The organism is Streptomyces sp. Edi2 (assembly GCF_040253635.1).
Lineage (GTDB): Bacteria > Actinomycetota > Actinomycetes > Streptomycetales > Streptomycetaceae > Streptomyces.
Map to the genome: position 1 here is coordinate 2,747,462 of NZ_JBEJGX010000003.1, position 16,732 is coordinate 2,764,193.

General features: G+C 71.8%; 15 protein-coding genes, 3 tRNA genes and 1 pseudogene. 5 read left to right on the forward strand and 14 right to left on the reverse strand.

What is annotated here, in order from left to right:
• Positions 1-11 precede the first annotated feature (11 nt).
• The 5 genes from ABR737_RS15535 to ABR737_RS15555 all read right to left on the reverse strand — a co-directional run bounded on the left by ABR737_RS15535 (position 12) and on the right by ABR737_RS15555 (position 3,071).
• A complete protein-coding gene (locus ABR737_RS15535; RefSeq protein WP_350250771.1) occupies positions 12-695 on the reverse strand; it encodes an IS4 family transposase in 684 nt (227 codons plus the stop codon).
• Entirely contained in the window at positions 692-1,033 is a 342-nt protein-coding gene (locus tag ABR737_RS15540) for a transposase domain-containing protein (RefSeq protein ID WP_350250772.1), read from the reverse strand. The genes ABR737_RS15535 and ABR737_RS15540 overlap by 4 nt, the downstream gene beginning before the upstream one ends.
• A 40-nt stretch (positions 1,034-1,073) precedes the next feature.
• Positions 1,074-1,850 (reverse strand): SDR family NAD(P)-dependent oxidoreductase, encoded by a 777-nt coding sequence (locus ABR737_RS15545; RefSeq protein WP_350250773.1) that lies wholly within the window; start codon positions 1,848-1,850, stop codon positions 1,074-1,076.
• Positions 1,851-1,925: 75 nt separating this feature from the next.
• Positions 1,926-2,684: an SDR family NAD(P)-dependent oxidoreductase gene (locus ABR737_RS15550; RefSeq protein ID WP_350250774.1), complete on the reverse strand. Its 759-nt coding sequence runs from the start codon at positions 2,682-2,684 to the stop codon at positions 1,926-1,928.
• A 120-nt stretch (positions 2,685-2,804) separates the two neighbouring features.
• Positions 2,805-3,071, reverse strand: a complete 267-nt coding sequence (locus ABR737_RS15555; protein ID WP_350250775.1) for an Atu4866 domain-containing protein — start codon at positions 3,069-3,071, stop codon at positions 2,805-2,807.
• Between the two features lie 139 nt (positions 3,072-3,210).
• On the opposite strand from ABR737_RS15555, the pseudogene ABR737_RS15560 reads away from it, so the two are divergent.
• The 3 genes and pseudogenes from ABR737_RS15560 to ABR737_RS15570 form a co-directional block, all read left to right on the forward strand.
• Positions 3,211-3,369 (forward strand): annotated as a pseudogene (locus ABR737_RS15560) (transcriptional regulator); the annotation flags it as partial.
• Positions 3,370-3,478: 109 nt separating this feature from the next.
• On the forward strand, positions 3,479-4,060 hold the full coding sequence (locus ABR737_RS15565; protein WP_350256794.1) for a recombinase family protein: 582 nt from the start codon (positions 3,479-3,481) through the stop codon (positions 4,058-4,060).
• A 152-nt stretch (positions 4,061-4,212) separates the two neighbouring features.
• Entirely contained in the window at positions 4,213-4,884 is a 672-nt protein-coding gene (locus ABR737_RS15570) for a tyrosine-type recombinase/integrase (RefSeq protein WP_350250776.1), read from the forward strand.
• A gap of 150 nt (positions 4,885-5,034) precedes the next feature.
• On the opposite strand, the gene ABR737_RS15575 is transcribed toward ABR737_RS15570, so the two are convergent.
• The 3 genes from ABR737_RS15575 to ABR737_RS15585 form a co-directional block, all read right to left on the reverse strand.
• Positions 5,035-5,108 (reverse strand) — tRNA-Ile (locus tag ABR737_RS15575).
• A 178-nt stretch (positions 5,109-5,286) separates the two neighbouring features.
• Positions 5,287-5,359, reverse strand: a tRNA-Asn gene (locus ABR737_RS15580).
• Positions 5,360-5,364: 5 nt separating this feature from the next.
• A tRNA-Asn gene (locus ABR737_RS15585) sits at positions 5,365-5,437 on the reverse strand.
• A 219-nt stretch (positions 5,438-5,656) separates the two neighbouring features.
• Here ABR737_RS15585 and ABR737_RS15590 point away from each other — a divergent pair.
• On the forward strand, positions 5,657-5,956 hold the full coding sequence (locus tag ABR737_RS15590) for a YtxH domain-containing protein (RefSeq protein ID WP_350250777.1): 300 nt from the start codon (positions 5,657-5,659) through the stop codon (positions 5,954-5,956).
• A 67-nt stretch (positions 5,957-6,023) separates the two neighbouring features.
• Positions 6,024-7,505 (forward strand): FGGY family carbohydrate kinase, encoded by a 1,482-nt coding sequence (locus ABR737_RS15595; RefSeq protein ID WP_350250778.1) that lies wholly within the window; start codon positions 6,024-6,026, stop codon positions 7,503-7,505.
• A gap of 232 nt (positions 7,506-7,737) precedes the next feature.
• Here ABR737_RS15595 and ABR737_RS15600 read toward each other — a convergent pair whose 3' ends face one another.
• From ABR737_RS15600 to ABR737_RS15625, 6 genes are all read right to left on the reverse strand, one after another.
• A complete protein-coding gene (locus ABR737_RS15600) occupies positions 7,738-9,117 on the reverse strand; it encodes an RNA polymerase sigma factor (RefSeq protein WP_350250779.1) in 1,380 nt (459 codons plus the stop codon).
• A gap of 237 nt (positions 9,118-9,354) precedes the next feature.
• On the reverse strand, positions 9,355-11,271 hold the full coding sequence (gene dnaG, locus ABR737_RS15605; RefSeq protein WP_350250780.1) for a DNA primase: 1,917 nt from the start codon (positions 11,269-11,271) through the stop codon (positions 9,355-9,357).
• A 338-nt stretch (positions 11,272-11,609) separates the two neighbouring features.
• Positions 11,610-12,689, reverse strand: a complete 1,080-nt coding sequence (locus ABR737_RS15610; RefSeq protein ID WP_350250781.1) for a pyridoxal-phosphate dependent enzyme — start codon at positions 12,687-12,689, stop codon at positions 11,610-11,612.
• Positions 12,690-12,698: 9 nt separating this feature from the next.
• A complete protein-coding gene (locus ABR737_RS15615) occupies positions 12,699-13,964 on the reverse strand; it encodes an NAD(P)/FAD-dependent oxidoreductase (RefSeq protein ID WP_350250782.1) in 1,266 nt (421 codons plus the stop codon).
• 441 nt (positions 13,965-14,405) lie between these two features.
• Positions 14,406-15,725: a deoxyguanosinetriphosphate triphosphohydrolase gene (locus ABR737_RS15620; RefSeq protein WP_350250783.1), complete on the reverse strand. Its 1,320-nt coding sequence runs from the start codon at positions 15,723-15,725 to the stop codon at positions 14,406-14,408.
• Positions 15,722-16,657, reverse strand: coding sequence for a sirohydrochlorin chelatase (locus ABR737_RS15625; protein ID WP_350250784.1), 936 nt, complete (start codon positions 16,655-16,657; stop codon positions 15,722-15,724). Before ABR737_RS15625 ends, ABR737_RS15620 begins: the two co-directional genes overlap by 4 nt.
• Between the last annotated feature and the right edge of the window lie 75 nt (positions 16,658-16,732).

The window sequence follows — 16,732 nt, forward strand, 5'->3', positions numbered from 1 at the left end:
CTGGTAGGCGGTCAGCAGGGCCCAGACCTCCTGCTCGATGCCGTCGGGGTGCGGGCCCGCAGGACGCGTCCGCCGAGAATCGTGGACTTCAGCTCGGCGTAGGCGGTCTCGATCTCCCAGCGCTCGTGGTAGAGCCGGACGAGTTCACCGGCCGGGTGGGTAGCCGGGTCGGTGAGGGTGGTCAGGAGCCGGTAGTGGCCGGTGCGGGTGCCCTGAACGGTGCGGATGGCGATCTCGGCATCGACGACACGCATGGTCAGCGGCCCGATCTGGGTAAGTGTCGAGCCGTCGTTGCAGCGGGCCACCAGGGGCAGGTTCCGGTTGGTCTTGCAGCGCACGAGCAGATGGGCGCCGGTGGCGGCCGGCTGGTTCAGCAGGGCGGCGGCCGAGAAGTTCCGGTCGCCCAGCAGCAGCATTCCGGCCCGCAGGCTGTCCGCCAGGCGGCGGGCGTACTCCAGCTCACCATGCGTGGCCGGACCGAACACGGCCCCGGTCACGGACCGGGTGCCGCGGGCCACCAGCGCGGCCAGCCGCAGTTGCGGGTAGCCCGAGGTCCCGTTGCCGAGCCGCTGCCGGGTGAACACCGCGAGGTTGGCCGGGCAGTCCAAGACCGGCAGCAGGGTGCCGTCGACCGCGACGACCTTCAGGCCCCGCCACCGTCCGGCGGCAGCGGTCGTGGCGGCGGGTCCGCTCACCAGGTTGACAGTGCTTTCATCGGTGCCGGACCCAGCCGCTGGCGGGCTTGGCGAAGAGCGCTGCCGCTGGGCCGGAGCAGCGACAGGCCCGCCAGCCCGGCACACAGTCGATCGAAAACCTGCTGGTAGCCCAGCCCGTTGAAGAGTGCCGCTGCCAACAGCAAGTACACCGTGACCCGCGCCGGCACCAGCCGGACCCTGCGTTGCACCGCACCTGTCTCTGCCAGCACTTCGTCGACCATCTCGAAGGGCACGATCTGGGTCAGCTCACCGATATGTCCCGGCGCGAACACCCCGGCCGCTACCCCGACCGTCCTGGTTATGGCAACCTGTTCCAACAGCGGAGCTCCTGTAGCGCCTAACTGAACGGCGTTGGCGCTAGACCGCGGTGAAGCCGCCGTCAGCGGCGACCACGGCTCCTGTGATGAAGCTGGAGCGTGGTGAGGCCAGGAAGCACAGGACCTCGGCGATCTCTTCAGGCTGTGCGACTCGGCCCAGGGGCTGCGCGTTGGCGAAGGACGCCAGGTACGCACGGCTGTCGGAGCGGATCGTGTCGAGGAAATCGGTCTCGATGACGCCTGCGGCAACGATGTTGGCGCGGATGCCCAGTGGCCCGCCCTCGACGGCGAGCACCTTGGTCAGTTGGGCCAGAGCGCCCTTCGACGCGCTGTAGGCGGCGCCTTCGGGCAGGGCGACGGTGCAGGTGTAGGAGCCGGTACTGACGATGGCGCCGCCGCCGCGGTTCTTCATGGCCCGGAAGGCTTCGCGGGTGCAGAAGAAGGAGCCGCGGGCGTTGACCGCCATCACGGCGTCCCAGTCCTCGGCGGAGGTTTCGGTGATGGGCTTGTTCAAGGCGCGTCCGGCGTTGTTCACCAGGATGTCCAGGCCTCCGAAGGTATCCAGAGCCGATTGCACCGCGCGGGCGGCGGTCTCTTCCTGCGCGATGTCGCCGCGCATCGCGAGTACGCCGGGAAACTCGTCCGGCAGAGTCGTGATGTCGGGGCGTAGGTCGACGGCGACGACGCGGGCGCCGCGGGCGTGGAGGAGCGCCACGGTCTCCTTGCCCACGCCGCGCGCGGCCCCGGTGACGAGGGCGGTCTTCCCGGCGAACTCGGCGGATTCGGATGCTTCGGCGGACGCAGTGGCAGATGTCATGGTGCGGTCCCTGGAAAAGGTGAGTGTGAGTGCAGGGCGCCGGTGCGGGGCACCTGAAGCGCTGTGGAGGGCTGTTCAGTGCGCGGTGAGCCCGCCGTCGACCACCAGTTCCGAGCCGGTGACGAACGAGGAGTCGTCGCAGGCCAGGAAGAGGATGGCGGGTGCGATCTCGTCGGCGCGGCCGGCTCGGCGCATGGGGGTGCGTTGGATGTCCGGTTGCTGGTCGCCCTGGGCGTCCAGGAGTTCCTGGATCATCGGTGTGGCGATCACCCCGGGATGCACCGAGTTGATCCGTACTCCCCGCCGGGCGTACTCGACCGCGGCGGTCTTGCTCAACAGGCGCACGGCCCCCTTGGACGCCTGGTAGGCCGCAGCCGCACCGCTTCCTACCAGGCCGAGTACTGACGACGTATTGATCACCGACGCGTTGCCGCTCGCACGCAGGAGCGGCATCGCCGCCTTCATGCCGAGCCAGGTGCCTTTCTGGTTCACGTCGATGACGCGGTCCCAAGCCTCTTCCCGCGTGTCCTCGATACCTGGCCAGTCCAGGATGCCGGCGAGGTTCACGAGCACGTCCAGCGTTCCGAACCGGTCGCGTACGAGGGTGATCACTTCGTCCCACTCCCGCGCGGAGGAGACATCGAGGCGGGCAGCGACGACCTCCGCGCCGCGTGCCCCGATCCGGTGGGACAGGTCCCGCAGGGGGCCTTCGGCGACATCGGTGATCACTAGCCGGGCGCCTTCGCGGGCGAAGAGTTCGGCGGTCGCTGTGCCGAGGCCGCCGGTCGCGCCCGTGATCAGCGCGACCTTGCCGTCAAGTCGTTGTCCTGTCATGGATATGGTCCTTGAATCTGGTTGATGCTGGCTGACTGGCTGACTGCTGTGTCGGGACTTCTTGGTCCGCCGACGGCGGATTCGCCCCCGGTGACCAGGGCGGCCGCGGCCCGGCCTCCTCTACGACGACTTCTGCTCCCGGTAGAGCACGAGGTGCTCGTGAGAGAGCACTCCGTCCTGGATGTCGCCCGTGGCGGTGAACCCGGTGTCGTCGACGTAGTCCAGGTGGCTGCCGGTCACCGTGTACCGGCCGGTGTACGCGCTGCGCCGCTCGCCGCGAGCTTCGTCGTAGCGGCCGTCCGGCCGCAGCTCCTGACGGATGTGACCATCCGCGGTCACCCACATCCCGACCACGTCGACGTGGTCGCCCTCAACGGCCCCAGCCATGGCGGACTCCTCTCCTCGAATGGTGCGGTCTTCCCCGCTCGACCGAGTCTGGGCAGGTCAGCGGCCATCAACCAGGACGCGTGCTGCCTGGGTGTGGCACACCCGGGCAGCACACCGGGCCGCCGCCTAGCCTGAACACATGGACGACAACCCCCTGGGAGACTTCCTGCGCATACGCCGCGCCGGCCTGCGGCCGGAGGACGTCGGCATGGCGAGCTACGGGGCGCGCAGAGTCGCCGGACTGCGCCGCGAGGAGGTCGCCGTCCTGGCCGGAGTGAACGCCGACTACTACACCCGCGCAAGCCCGGTTCGGTCTGGACCGAACTGCCTCGACCCGTGAGCGCCGACACCAAGCCGGTCGGCCACGTCCGCCTCGGGTACGCCCCGCCTCGACCGCACGGCAGTCCCTGGACGCACAGCTCGACTCCCTCGCCGAAGCCGGGGTCACCCGGGTCTACTCGGAGAAGATCTCCACCCGCGCCACCAGGCGCCCCGAGCTGGAGGCCGCCGTCAAGCTCGCCGGGGAGATCCGCTCGTCCGGCGTCGCCGCCACCCTCGTCGTCCACGAACACAAACGGCTCGGCCGCGGTATCGAACTCGCCATGCTCGCCGAGGAGCTGAAGGCCGGCGACGTCGGCCTGGAGTTCCTCACCGGAGAACTGAAGGGCTCGCACGACCCCTCCGGGATCGTGTTCACCGTGCTGGCCGCCATGTCCGGCATGGAGCGCGAGTACATCTGCGACCGCACCCTCGAAGGACACGAGTCCGCCCGCAAGCGCGGCAAGACCATCGGCGGCGCCGGCGTCACCGACGACGACATGCTGTCGATGGCCCTCCGTCTGCGCGACCAGGAGATGAGCCTGCGGGACATCGCCAAGCGTCTCGTCATCACCACCGGCACGAAGAAGGGACAACACCCCTCGCCCGCCACCGTCATGCGGATGCTGCGCGAACACGACGAACAGGCCGCCGAGCCGGCGAGCGCATGACGACGGTCGCGAAGCCCCGCAACCTACTTTGCGGCTGGTGTCTGGGCTAGGAGTCCAGGGCCAAGGAGCGCGAGGAGTGGAGCGAGGTAGACGCCTGGTCGACTCCGACCGGGTGTGGGCCCAGGAGAACGGAGAGCCCGTTCACCGACTGGGTGTCACGCCACTTCAAGCGCCTCGTGGAGTTGTCCGGCCTGCCCCCGGTTCGGCTTCACGGCCTCCGGCGCATCTCCGCGTCGCTGTCCCTGCTCGCCGGGACCGACATCAAGGTCGTACAGGAGCGGCTGGGGCACTCCTCCCGGCAGATCACCTCCGACACCTACACCAGCGTGGTGCCCGAGATGATGCGCACCGAGGCAGAGTCCATCGCTTCTGTCGTGCCTCGCATTGTGGTGTATGACGTCCACCGCGAGCTGGAGATCCCCGAAGGAGCGTTCCACGACAGTGTCGTCATCGTTTTCACCCGCTGCTGGCGAGACGACGCCGGCACCTGGACGGTCGAAGCAAGGACGGCTCCCGAGACCCCTGCGCTCGGACAGATCAGTACGCCTGGAGGCAGCCAGGACCAGGCCACGTTCGCCGCACTGCAATGGATTCGCGAGCACTGTGCCGACCGTGGCTGGGACGGGATGCGCATCGAAAACCTGAGCGACCACTACCCGGAGGAGCTGCGCCCGTTCAACGCCCTGCTCCGCTTCACCATCGTCAGGCCGGAGGAGCCGGACGTTGCCAAGTGGTGCCCACTGTCCGCGCCCTCTGACGGCCACACAGGGAGCACGCGGCCTCGTGCCGGCGGTCGGCCGAAGCGGTCCAAGAAGGCTGTGTGAGCGCCTGCGGGCCACCGCAACGCCATCCGGGCCACTGTAGGGCCACTGGATCTTGGTCTGAACGGCTGAACGGGGGCCACCGCGCTGTGGCGGTGGCCCCCGTTCTGACGTTTCCCCAGGTAGAAAGGGGCTTCGCCCTGGGTGCTGCGGTGGGGCGGGTGGGACTCGAACCCACGGCCGACGGATTATGAGTCCGCTGCTCTAACCGGCTGAGCTACCGCCCCCCACGGCGCGTCGCGCACATTTGTGCGCGCCGTCTGCCGCAGCATAGCCGCTCATACGATCTGTTGCCCGTGAGGGCTGCCGTCGCGCGACCTCGCACGCCCAAGAGGACTTCGATCACGGGTCGTTCGGTTCCACGGCACAAGAAAAAGGACCCCTTCCGGGGTCCTCTTCTCTCTGCTCCCCCGACTGGACTCGAACCAGTAACCCTCCGGTTAACAGCCGAATGCTCTGCCAATTGAGCTACAGGGGACCGAGCTCCCCCGACTGGACTCGAACCAGTAACCTGCCGGTTAACAGCCGGCTGCTCTGCCAATTGAGCTACAGGGGATTGCTCTGTGTGCCTCGAATGCACCGCAGTCCGGGGCTCCGGACGGCGCGCGTTCGCTGCGACACATACATTAGCGCAAGCAGGGGGGTGCTCCGCCAATCGGTATCGCCTCAGGTCACCTCGGGTGATCTCCGGCCCCGGAGGGTAGGCGCGCGTCACAGCCAGACGCTCGGGTGCGCACCGGCACCGGAGGGGTCCGACGAGAGGAAGGGTGGAGCAATGCGCTACCGGCTCACGTTCATCGCGGGACTGGCCACGGGGTATGTGCTCGGCGCACGGGCCGGCCGGGAACGGTACGAGCAGCTCCGCAAGGCCGCCCAGCGGATCTCGCAGAATCCGGCGGTCCGGAACACCGCGGAGTCCGCCGCGCTGACCGGCCGCGACGCGGCGTCGAAGGCGTTCGGGACGGTGTCGGCCAAGGTCGGCGACCGGCTGCCGGGCTCGGTCGGCGCGCGGGTCCGCTCGCTGCGCGAGCAGCGTTCCCCCGACGAGGACGACTGGGGCACCAGCAATACCTGAGCCGGGGGCCCCCGGCGGCAAACCCTGACGCTGCTCCTATGCGTCGTATGGGGCATCATCTGGGTGCATGGGGATAGTCGCCGGATTGGACAGTTCGTCCGAGAGCACACGGATCGTCGTCTGCGATGCGGACACGGGTGCCGTCATCAGGCAGGGGTATGCGCCGCACCCCGTCGAGAAGGGGCCCGAGGCCGACCCGCAGGCGTGGCTGATCTCACTCGGCGAGGCGGCGGGCCGGGGGCTGCTCGAAGGGGTGCAGGCGATCGGTGTCTCCGCGCAGCCGCACGGTCTGGTCCCGCTGGACGTCGAGGGCAACCTCGTACGCCCCGCACTGGTGGGCAACGACAAGCGGGCGCAGGGCGCGGCCGCGGAGCTGATCGACGCGCTGGGCGGGCGCAGCGCGTGGGCGCAGGCCGTCGGGGCGGTGCCGCAGGCGACGCATGCGGTGACGAAGATGCGCTGGCTGGCCCGTACGGAGCCGGCGCATGCGGCCCGGATCGCGGAGATCATGCAGCCGCACGACTGGCTGGCGTGGCAGCTGCTGGGGCGTCCCGCGCGGCGTACGACGGACCGCGGCGGGGCCTCGGCGACGGGCTTCTGGTCGGCGGCGACCGAGACCTACCGGCCGGATCTGGTGGAGCTGGCGCTGGGCCATCAGGTGCGGCTGCCGGAGGTGCTGAGCCCGTCGGGGACGGCCGGGTTCACCCCGGAGGGGCTGCTGATCTCGGCGGGTACGGGCGAGACGATGGCGGCGGCCTTCGGGCTCGGTGTCGGGGAGGGTGACGCCGTGGTGTCGCTGGGCGCTTCGGGGTCGGTGTTCGGGATCCATCACGAGGCGCTGGCCGACCCGACCGGGACGATCAGCTCGTTCGCGGACGCGACCGGCCGCCACCTGCCCGTCGTGCACACCAGCAATGCCGTGCGGGTGCTGCGCGGCGCGGCGGAGATGCTGGGGACGGATCTGGAGGGTCTGTCCGAGCTGGCGCTGAAGTCCTCGCCCGGCGCGTACGGCATGGTGCTGCTGCCGTATCTGGAGGGCGAGCGGACGCCGCATCTGCCGCATACCGCCGGGTCGTTGCACGGGATGCGCCGGGAGAGCATGAAGCCGGAGCACATGGCGCGGGCGGCCGTGGAGGGCATGCTCTGCGGGCTGGCGGACGCGCTGGATGTGCTGCGCGGGCGGGGCGTGGCGGTGCGCCGGGTGTTCCTGCTGGGTGCGGCTGCCGAGCTGGGTGCCGTGCAGGCGGTGGCGCCGGGGCTGTTCGGGGTGCCGGTCGTGGTGCCGCAGCCGGCCGATTACGCGGCGCTGGGTGCGGCGCGGCAGGCGGCCTGGGCATGGGGGGTGGCACACGGCACGCTCACCCCGGCTCCCGGGGCGGAGGCGGGCGCGGGCGGCGGGGCCGCATGGGTCGATCCGCCGCAGTGGCCGGCCGCCGCGAGCCAGGTCTTCGAGCCCGGTGAGGAACTGCCGGTCGGGCAGGCCGTGCGCCAGCAGTACACGACGGTGCGCGACGAGATCCATCCCGGGGCGTTCCAGCGGTCGGCGTGAGGCCGGCGGCGGCCCGGTACCCCCGTAGCCCAGTAGCCCTGATAGCCCTGTAGCCCATCAGCTGCCCGGTGTTCCGGCGGGTCGGCAGGCCGGTGATTCCGCGGCCGGCAGTTCTGTATTCCCTCGGCCCGGCATCCGGCGCTCCCCCGGGCCGGCAGCCCGGTGTCCCCGCGGCCCGGGAGGTCGGCGCTCCCGCGGGGAAGTGGCCCCGCGGCCCGCGGCCCCGGTTGCCTCAGTCGAGGTAGCCGCGGAGCTGGTCGGCGAAGGCGTGGTCGCGGAGTTTGCCCAGGGTCTTGGACTCGATCTGCCGTATGCGTTCGCGGGTGACGCCGAAGATCCGGCCGATCTCCTCCAGGGTGCGGGGGCGGCCGTCGGCGAGGCCGTAGCGGAGCTGGACGACCTTGCGTTCGCGTTCCCCGAGGGTGGACAGGACCGCGTCGAGGTGTTCGCGGAGCAGCAGGAAAGCGGCGGATTCGACGGGTGAGGCGGCGTCGCCGTCCTCGATGAGGTCACCGAGGGCGACATCCTCCTCCTCGCCGACGGGAGCGTGCAGCGAGACCGGCTCCTGGGCGAGCCGGAGGACTTCGCTGACGCGTTCGCCGGTCAGGTCGAGATGGGCGGCGACCTCCTCGGGGGTGGGTTCGTAGCCGCGTTCCTGGAGCATCCGGCGCTGGACCCGCACCACGCGGTTGATCAGCTCGACGACATGGACCGGGACGCGGATGGTCCGGGCCTGGTCGGCCAGCGCGCGGGACATCGCCTGGCGGATCCACCAGGTGGCGTAGGTGGAGAACTTGTAACCGCGGGCGTAGTCGAATTTCTCGACGGCGCGGATCAGTCCGAGGTTTCCCTCCTGGACGAGGTCGAGCATGGTCAGCCCGCGGCCCACATAGCGCTTGGCGACGGAGACCACCAGGCGCAGGTTGGCCTCGATCAGGCGGCGCTTGGCCATCCGGCCCAGCACCACCAACCGGTCCAGGTCGTGGGCGAGTTGGGAGGACAGGTCGGGAGTGGTGGTGAGCTTCTCCTCGGCGAAGAGGCCGGCCTCGACGCGGCGGGCCAGCTCGACCTCCTCCGCGGCGGTGAGCAGCGGGATCCGGCCGATCTCGCGGAGGTACTGGCGGAAGAGATCGGCGGACGGGCTGCCGGCCTCGGGGCGCGGTGCCGGCTCCGGGATGATCTCCGCGATGATCATTTCGGCGGCGGGTGGTTCGGGCTGCTGGGGCACGGTGAGCGGGTCGCGGGCCTGTTCCGGGGCCTGTTCCGGGGCCTGCTCCGGGGCCTGCTCCGGGGCCTGCTCCGGGGACGACTCCGGGAAAGGGTCCGAGAACGATTCGGCGTCCGGCTCCGCGTCGGTTTCCGCGTCCGGCTCCGCGTCGGTTTCCGCATCCCGTTGCGCGTCCGGTTCCGTGACCGGCTGTGCGGCGGGCGGCGCGTCGGCGAGGGTCTGGGTCTGCACGGGGGCGACCTCCAGGGTGATCGCTGCTGAGGCGGCAGAAAGGCCGGGCACGGGTGCGGCCGAGCCGCTGTCCGTCCCGAACGTCACAAGCGGTTGTGCGGGGGATTCCGGCGAGGTGCGACCGGGCCCGCCGCGCTCCGAGGACTCAGGCACCGCTTCTCAGTGTGGAGTACGACACACCCCCGCCACGAGGGGCGTGCGACCACTTTTTGAGTCCGGTCCGTGACCGGACGGCTACCGCGGGGAGTGTCCGGGGGTGTTAGGAGGCCCCTCAGGGTGCTCTAAAGGGGTCACTCCGGACGCCCCGGAGGCGCCGGAACCCAAAGGCCCCGGACGCCCCGGACGCGCCGGATACCCGGACGCCCCGGACGCCCCCCCCGAGAGGACGTTCTACAAGGCGGCGTAGCCGCGTTCGCGCAGGGACTGGCCGTACTGCTGGAGGACCCAGAGTTCGTTCTGTACGGCGGCGAGGTGTTCGGGGTCGGCGCGGGGGCCGAGGCGTTGGAGGGTGCCGCGGATTTCGGTGACGCGATGGTTGACGGCGGCGAGGCGGACGGCGACCAACTGGACGCCGGCGTAGGCCTCGTCGGGGTCGCGGCGGGTGTGCAGCGGTTCGACGGCGAGCTCGGTGACCATGGCGCGGACGGTGTCGTCGGGGGCGGCCTCCCGCACCCGGGGGACGTACGCGCTGTCGGCGGCGCCCGCCGAGGCGCCGCCGGCGGCCTCGATGCACTGGCGGACCACGGCGTAGGGCGGGGCGGTGAACTCGTCGGCACCGTAGGCGTCGAAGGCCGGGGAGACCAGGTCGGGGCGCTGCAGCGCGAGCTTCAGCAGCTCTCGCTCGACGCGGTGGGCGGGGCTGCGGAGGTTGAGCGCCGGGCCGCGCGGACCGGGCGCGGGGCGGGCCTGCTCGGTGGCCGGGGGCTGGCCCCGGCGCTGCTGACGGCCCTGGTCGGGGCCGCCGTCGCGGCCGCGCTCACGGGCCCAGCGGGCGAGCTGGCTGACGCGCTTGACCACGAACTGGGTGTCCAGGATGCCGAGCATGCCGGCGAGCTGGACGGCGGATTCGTGCTGGATGGAGCTGTTCTTGATGTTCGCGACGATGGGGGCGGCCTCGTCGAGGGCGGCGGCGCGGCCGACGGTGGTGTCGAGGTTGTGCCGCGAGACGACATGGCGCAGCGCGAACTCGAAGAGCGGGGTGCGCGCCTCGACGAGGTCGGCGACGGCCGCATCGCCCTTGGCGAGCCGCAGGTCGCAGGGGTCCATGCCGCCGGGGGTGATCGCGATGGAGGTCTCGGCGGCGAACTTCTGGTCGTCCTCGAAGGCGCGCAGGGCGGCCTTCTGGCCCGCGGCGTCGCCGTCGAAGGTGAAGACGACCTCGGAGCCGGCGTTGTCCATCAGGAGGCGGCGGAGGATCTTGATGTGGCCCTCGCCGAAGGCCGTGCCGCTGGTGGCGATGGCGGTGGTGACACCGGCCAGATGGCAGGCCATGACGTCCGTGTAGCCCTCGACGACGACCGCGCGGTTGGTCTTGGCGATCTCCTTCTTGGCGAGGTCGATGCCGTAGAGGACGTGGGACTTGCGGTAAATGGGGGTCTCGGGGGTGTTGAGGTACTTGGGGCCGTTGTCGTCGTCACGGAGCTTGCGGGCGCCGAAGCCGACGACCTCGCCGGCGATATCGCGGATCGGCCACATCAGGCGGCCGCGGAAGCGGTCGATGGGGCCGCGGCGGCCCTCCTGGGCGAGGCCGGCGAGCACCAGCTCCTGGTCGCTGAAGCGGCGGCCGCGCAGGAAGCGGGTGAGGTGGTCCCAGCCGGCCGGGCTGTAGCCGACGCCGAAGTGCTGGGCGGCGGCCTGGTCGAAGCCGCGCTCGGCGAGGAACTTGCGGGCGATCTCGGCCTCGGGGCTGTCGAGCTGCTCGACGTAGAACTGGGCGGCGGCTTTGTGGGCCTCCACCAGGCGGGTGCGCTCGCCCTGCTGGCGGCCGGGGGTGTAGCCGCCTTCCTCGTAGCGCAGGGTGATGCCGGCCTGGGAGGCCAGCCGCTCGATGGTCTCGGCGAAGGAGAGGTGGTCGAGCTTCATGATGAAGTCGACGGTGTCGCCGCCCTCCTGGCAGCCGAAGCAGTGGTAGAGCCCCTTGGCCGGGCTGACGTGGAAGGACGGGGACTTCTCGTCGTGGAAGGGGCACAAGCCCTTGAGGTTGCCGCCGCCAGCGTTGCGGAGCTGGAGATATTCGGACACGACGGCGTCGATCGGGACCGCGTCCCGTACCGCCTTCACATCGTCATCGTTGATCCTGCCTGCCACGCGTGAATTCTACGGCCGGGGGCGGACACTCCTGGCCGGGAGGCGGGGGCGGATGGCTGGGGGGGGCGTCGGCGAGTGGCCGATGGGGCGTCGGCAGGCGGCTGGGGAAGCGTGCGCGGGTGGCCGGGAGGCATCGGCGAGTGGCTGGAGGGCGTGCGCGGGTGACCGGGGGCAGTGGCGGGTGACCGGGGGCGGTGGCGGGTGGCTGGAACCGTCCGCGGGTGGCCGGGAGGCGTCCGCGAGCGCCGACGGCTCCCCCCACCCCCGAACCCACCCCCGCCCCCTCCCCCGAAGGGGGAGGAGGGGGGAGGGGGCGGGGGAGCAGCCTCGCCGTTCGCTCACCCCAGGAGTTCCCGAAACCGTTCCACCCCCACGTTGCCGCCCGAGAGGATGATGCCGACGCGCGGCGGACGGGGGGACCGACCAGGTCGTTCAGGCCGTTCAGGCACCGGGGGAAGGCCGATGTGCCCGGCGAGGAGGGCGGCCAGGGCGGTGGCGCCGCTGGGCTCGATGACGATCTTGAGGCGTTCGAAGGCCAGCCTCATGGCCGCGCGGATCTCGTCGTCGCTGACCAGGACGACCGAGTCGAGCAGCCACCGGTTGATGGAGAAGGTCAGCTCGCCGGGGATTTCGGCGGCCTGGCCGTCGGCGATGGTGCGCGGGACGGGCACGGTGACGCGGTGTCCTGCGGCCAGTGAGCGCCGGGTGTCGTCGCCCGCCTCCGGCTCCACGCCGATCATCCGGATGCCGGGGACCAGGGCGGTCGCGGCGGTGGCGGCGCCGGCCATCAGCCCGCCCCCGCCGACCGGGACGAGCAGGGCGTCGAGCGGTCCGGTCTCCTCGATCAGTTCCAGGGCGGCGGTGCCCTGGCCCGCGATGATGTGCGGATGCTCGTACGGCGGGATCAGGACGAGGCCGCGCTCCTCGGCGATCTTGCGGCCGAGGGCGACGCGGTCCTCGGTGTACCTGTCGTAGGTGATGATCTCGGCGCCGTATCCGGCGGTGGCGTCCTTCTTGGACGCCGGGACGTCCTCGGGCATCACGATGACGGCGTGGCTGCCCAGCTCCCGGGCGGCGAGGGCGACGGCCTGGGCGTGGTTGCCGGAGGAGTAGGCGGCGACCCCGCGGGCCAGTTGCTGCGGGGAGAGCCGGGAGAGGGCGTTGTAGGCGCCGCGGAACTTGAAGGCGCCGACCCGCTGGAAGTTCTCGCACTTGAGGTGGACCTCAGCACCGGTCAGCGCGTCGAGGGTGCGGGAGCGCAGGACCGGTGTGCGGTGGGCCACGCCTGCCAGCCGCCGGGCGGCGTCCCGGACGTCGTCGAAGGTGACGGCCGGGACGCCGGCGCCGCTGGAGCCGGGGCCGGAACCAGAGAAGGAGCCGGAGCCGGAGCCGGTGGAACCATGCGGGTTCTGCGTCATACGCGCACGCTACGGGAGCAGCGAGGCCAGTGGAACCTCCGGATCGGCCAGTGCCTCGGGCCGCAACCGCGCCCCGCCGCGGATCAGTTGCTGGATGGATTCGGCGACGTCCCAGACGTTGACGTTCATCCCCGCGAGCAGCCGTCCGTCCGCGCCGAGCCAGAAGGCGATGAACTCCCGCTTGGCGACGTCGCCGCGGCAGACGACCTGCTCGTAGGAGCCGGGCGGGGCGTAGCCGGAGTACTCCATGCCGATGTCGTACTGGTCGGAGAAGAAGTACGGGATGCGGTCGTAGCTGATGTCCTGGCCGAGCATGGCGCGCGCGGCGGCCGGGCCGCCGTTGAGGGCGTTGGCCCAGTGCTCGACCCGCAACCGGGTGTCCAGCAGCGGGTGATCGGCGGCGGCCACGTCCCCGGCGGCGTAGATGAACGGGTCGGAGGTGCGCAGCGCCGCGTCGACGGCCACCCCGCCGCCGGCCTCCGGGTCGGCGAGGTCCAGCCCGGCCTGTTCGGCGAGCGCGGTGCGCGGCGCGGCACCGATCGCGGCGAGCACGTCGTGGGCGGGGTGCTCCTCGCCGTCGTCGGTGCGCACCGCGAGCACCACGCCGTCCTGCCCGACGATCTCGGTGAAGCGGGCGCCGAAGTGGAAACGGACGCCGTGTTCGCGGTGCAGATCGGTGAACAGGCCGCCGAGTTCGGGGCCCAGGATGCCGTGCAGCGGGGTCGGCGCGGCCTCGACGATGGTCACCTCGGCGCCGTAGGAGCGGGCCGCCGCGGCGACCTCCAGGCCGACCCAGCCGGCGCCGGCGATGACCAGATGGCCGTTGTCCCGGCCGAGGGAGGCCAGCACGCCGCGCAGCCGTTCGGCGTGGGCGAGGCGGCGCAGGTGGTGCACGCCGGCCAGGCCGGTGCCGGGGATGTGCAGGCGGCGGGGTTCGGCGCCGGTGGCCAGCAGCAGCTTGTCGTAGGCGATCAGGGTGCCGTCGCCGAGGCGGACGGTTTTGGCCTCGGGGTCGAGGTGGACGGCGGGCTGGCCCAGATGCAGTTCGATGTGCGCCCGGGCGTACCAGGCGGGCTCATGGACGAAAACGCTGTCGCGCTCTTCCTTCCCGAGCAGGAACCCCTTGGAGAGCGGGGGGCGCTCGTACGGGTGGTCGCGCTCGTCGCAGATGAGGATCACCCGGCCGGTGAATCCCTCCGCGCGGAGAGTCTCCGCGGCCTTTGCGCCGGCCAGGCCACCCCCGACGATGACGAACGTCTGGTGTGCGTCGACCACTTGTCTTCCTCCTCGTTGCGGTGCCGTACGTCCGCGTCCGCGTCCGTAAACGCCCCCCTGTGTGCCCCCGGCCTGCTCTCCCCGGGTTTCTCTCCCCCGGCCTGCTCTCCCTCGTTGATGCCCTCGGTGCCGCAGGGGTTCCCGTTCACCGGTGAACGGGGGTGCCGGTGCGGCGGCGCGCCGGTGAACCGGGGTCCTCGGGCGCCGGTGAACCGGGGTCCTGGCGCGCCGGTGAACCGGGGTGTCCCGTGCGCTGCGGCCGGGGTTCGCTGTTCACCGTGGTCGGCGTTCTCTGTTCACCATGGTCAGCGTTCTCTGTTCACCGTGGTCAGGGTTCTCTGTTCACTGTTGTCAGGGTGCTCCGTTCGAAAGCGGTCGGGTTCGAGCGTCCCGCACGGAGCGTGAAGGGGGAAGAGCATGAGGGGGAAGAGGGGCTTCCCCCTAGGGTCGCCCTCGGTTGCCCGGCGCGTGACCAGGGTGGCGGGTGAGCCGGGCGTGCAAAGAGCGGGCCGAGGTGTCGGTCAGGGCCGCGATCTGGTCGATGACGGCGCGCATCCGGGCGGTGTCGTCGGGGGCCGCGTCGAACAGTGAACGGAACTGCGGATCAAGGCCGTCGGGGGCGCGGGCGAGCAGCGCCTCGGCCAGTTCGGCGAGGACGATGCGCTGCTCGGCACGGAGCGCTTCCTGGTCCGGGCGCTGCATGACGTACCGGTCGGCGACGGCTTTCAAAACGGCGCATTCCCACCGCGTTTCGGCCGGAACCACCAGCTCGGCTCCGTATCGGGTGAGCCGCCCGGTCCCCCACCGGGCCCGGGTCGCGGTCTCGGCCGCGAGGCAGAAGCGGCCGATCAGCTGGCTGGTGGCGTCCTTCAGACGGGCCTGGGCGAGCGCGGAGCCGTCGTAGCCGTGCGGCCACCACTCCTGCTCCAGCAGGCGGTCCAGCGCCGCGGCCAGCTCCTCGGATCCGGCGCCGGGCGCATAGCGCGCACCGGCGACCGCGAAGATCTCGGCCCGTTCGGCGTCTGCGAGCAGGAGGTTGGGGTCGAGGTGTCCGGCGTGCAGCCCGTCCTCGACGTCGTGCACCGAGTAGGCCACATCGTCGGACCAGTCCATGACCTGCGCCTCGAAGCTCTGCGCACCGGCGGGCGTGTCCCGCCGGAACCATGCGAAGACCGGCAGGTCGTCCTCGTAGACCCCGAACTTCCGGGACGCCGGGTCGGTGGGGTGGGCGCCGCGCGTCCAGGGGTACTTGGTGGCCGCGTCGAGGGCGGCGCGGCTGAGGTTCAGCCCGACGCTCACCGTCGAGCCGTCCGCGGTGGGCACGAACCGCTTGGGCTCCAGCCGGGCCAGCAGCCGCAGCGACTGGGCGTTGCCCTCGAAACCGCCGCAGGGCGCGGCGACTTCGTTGAGCGTCTGCTCGCCGTTGTGCCCGAAGGGCGGATGGCCGAGATCGTGCGCCAGGCAGGCGGTCTCGACCAGGTCCGGGTCGCAGCCGAGGGCGGCGCCGAGTTCCCGGCCGACCTGGGCGCACTCCAGGGAGTGGGTCAGCCGGGTGCGCGGGCTGGCGTCCCAGGCGGGGGTGTGGGCGCCGGGGGTGACGACCTGGGTCTTGCCGGCCAGCCGGCGCAGCGCGGCGGAGTGCAGCACCCGGGCCCGGTCGCGCTGGAAGGCGGTGCGTCCCGGCCGTTTGTCGGGCTCGGAAACCCAGCGCTCGGTATCGGCCGCGGTGTAGCCGGGGATGGTGGGTGAGGTGCCGGTCATACAGCGACGGTAGCCGCCTTGGCGCTCTCGGGACCGGATCCGGTACGCGCGAGGAGCGCCTGGTCGTAGCGGTGCAGGACGAGACGGGCCAGCGCGGGGTGGTCGCCCAGGGGCGCGGAGGCGGTCCCCGGGGCGGCGGCCGCGCACTGGGTGGCGAAGCGACCGGGGGCGGTGAAGCAGGAGGCGACGGCGATCCGGTCGTGGCCGCGGGCGGTCAGTGCTCGGATCGCGTCGGGGACGGTGGGGGCAATCTGAGAGGGGCGACGCGAAGCGTCTCGGGCTGGGGCGGTGGCGGGCGACGGGAGGGCAGAGGCGTAGGCGGGCAGTACGGGGGTGCCGCCGAGGCGGGCCGAGAGCAGCCGGGCCGTGCGCTCGGTGTCCTGGGCGGAGCGCGGGGCACGGGAGCCCGCGGCGGCCAGGACCACGGCGCTGCGCGGGCAGCGGCCGGCGGGGAATCCGGCCTCCAGGAGGCGGCCGTGCAGCGCCTCGGCGAGGAGGGTGTGCGGCCCCAGGGGTTCGGCGACCCGGCCGGTCAGATGAGGGGCGCCGGTCAGCGCGGCGGGCAGGTCGTGGGTGACGTGGTGGCCCCGGCCGAAGAGCAGCGGGACGAGGACGGCCGCACCGTCCAGCTCGGCGAGGGTGTCGGCGAGCAGGGGGCGGTTCAGTTCGATGTGCCCGAGCCGTACGGGCAGCCCGGGGCGCAGCGCCCGGACCCGGTCGAGCAGCGCCCGGACGGTGGGCAGGGCGCGGGGGTCGCGGCTGCCGTGCGCCACGGCCACGAGGGTGGGGGGCGGCGGGGCCGGGCGGCGGAAACCGTGCAGCCGGACCCGGCCGAGCCGGGTGCCGAGCTGGGCACTGATCTCGGCGGCGAGGTCTCCCGCGCCGAGGGGGCCGGGGAACGCGGAGGGCGGGTGCGGTATCGGCGCCGTCATGCCGTGAGCGTGGCAGGCGCGCGTTGCGGTGCCGTTTCGCCGCGGCGAAATCCGTGTTCCTTCCGGTTGCCGGCG

Excerpts from the sequence above, each read along its gene's own strand:
- ABR737_RS15545 (WP_350250773.1), bottom strand. The coding sequence starts at position 1,850 with ATGACATCTGCCACTGCGTCCGCCGAAGCATCCGAATCCGCCGAGTTC.
- ABR737_RS15550 (WP_350250774.1), bottom strand. The coding sequence starts at position 2,684 with ATGACAGGACAACGACTTGACGGCAAGGTCGCGCTGATCACGGGCGCG.
- ABR737_RS15555 (WP_350250775.1), bottom strand. The coding sequence starts at position 3,071 with ATGGCTGGGGCCGTTGAGGGCGACCACGTCGACGTGGTCGGGATGTGG.
- ABR737_RS15590 (WP_350250777.1), top strand. The coding sequence starts at position 5,657 with ATGCGCTACCGGCTCACGTTCATCGCGGGACTGGCCACGGGGTATGTG.
- ABR737_RS15595 (WP_350250778.1), top strand. The coding sequence starts at position 6,024 with ATGGGGATAGTCGCCGGATTGGACAGTTCGTCCGAGAGCACACGGATC.
- ABR737_RS15610 (WP_350250781.1), bottom strand. The coding sequence starts at position 12,689 with ATGACGCAGAACCCGCATGGTTCCACCGGCTCCGGCTCCGGCTCCTTC.
- ABR737_RS15620 (WP_350250783.1), bottom strand. The coding sequence starts at position 15,725 with ATGACCGGCACCTCACCCACCATCCCCGGCTACACCGCGGCCGATACC.
- ABR737_RS15625 (WP_350250784.1), bottom strand. The coding sequence starts at position 16,657 with ATGACGGCGCCGATACCGCACCCGCCCTCCGCGTTCCCCGGCCCCCTC.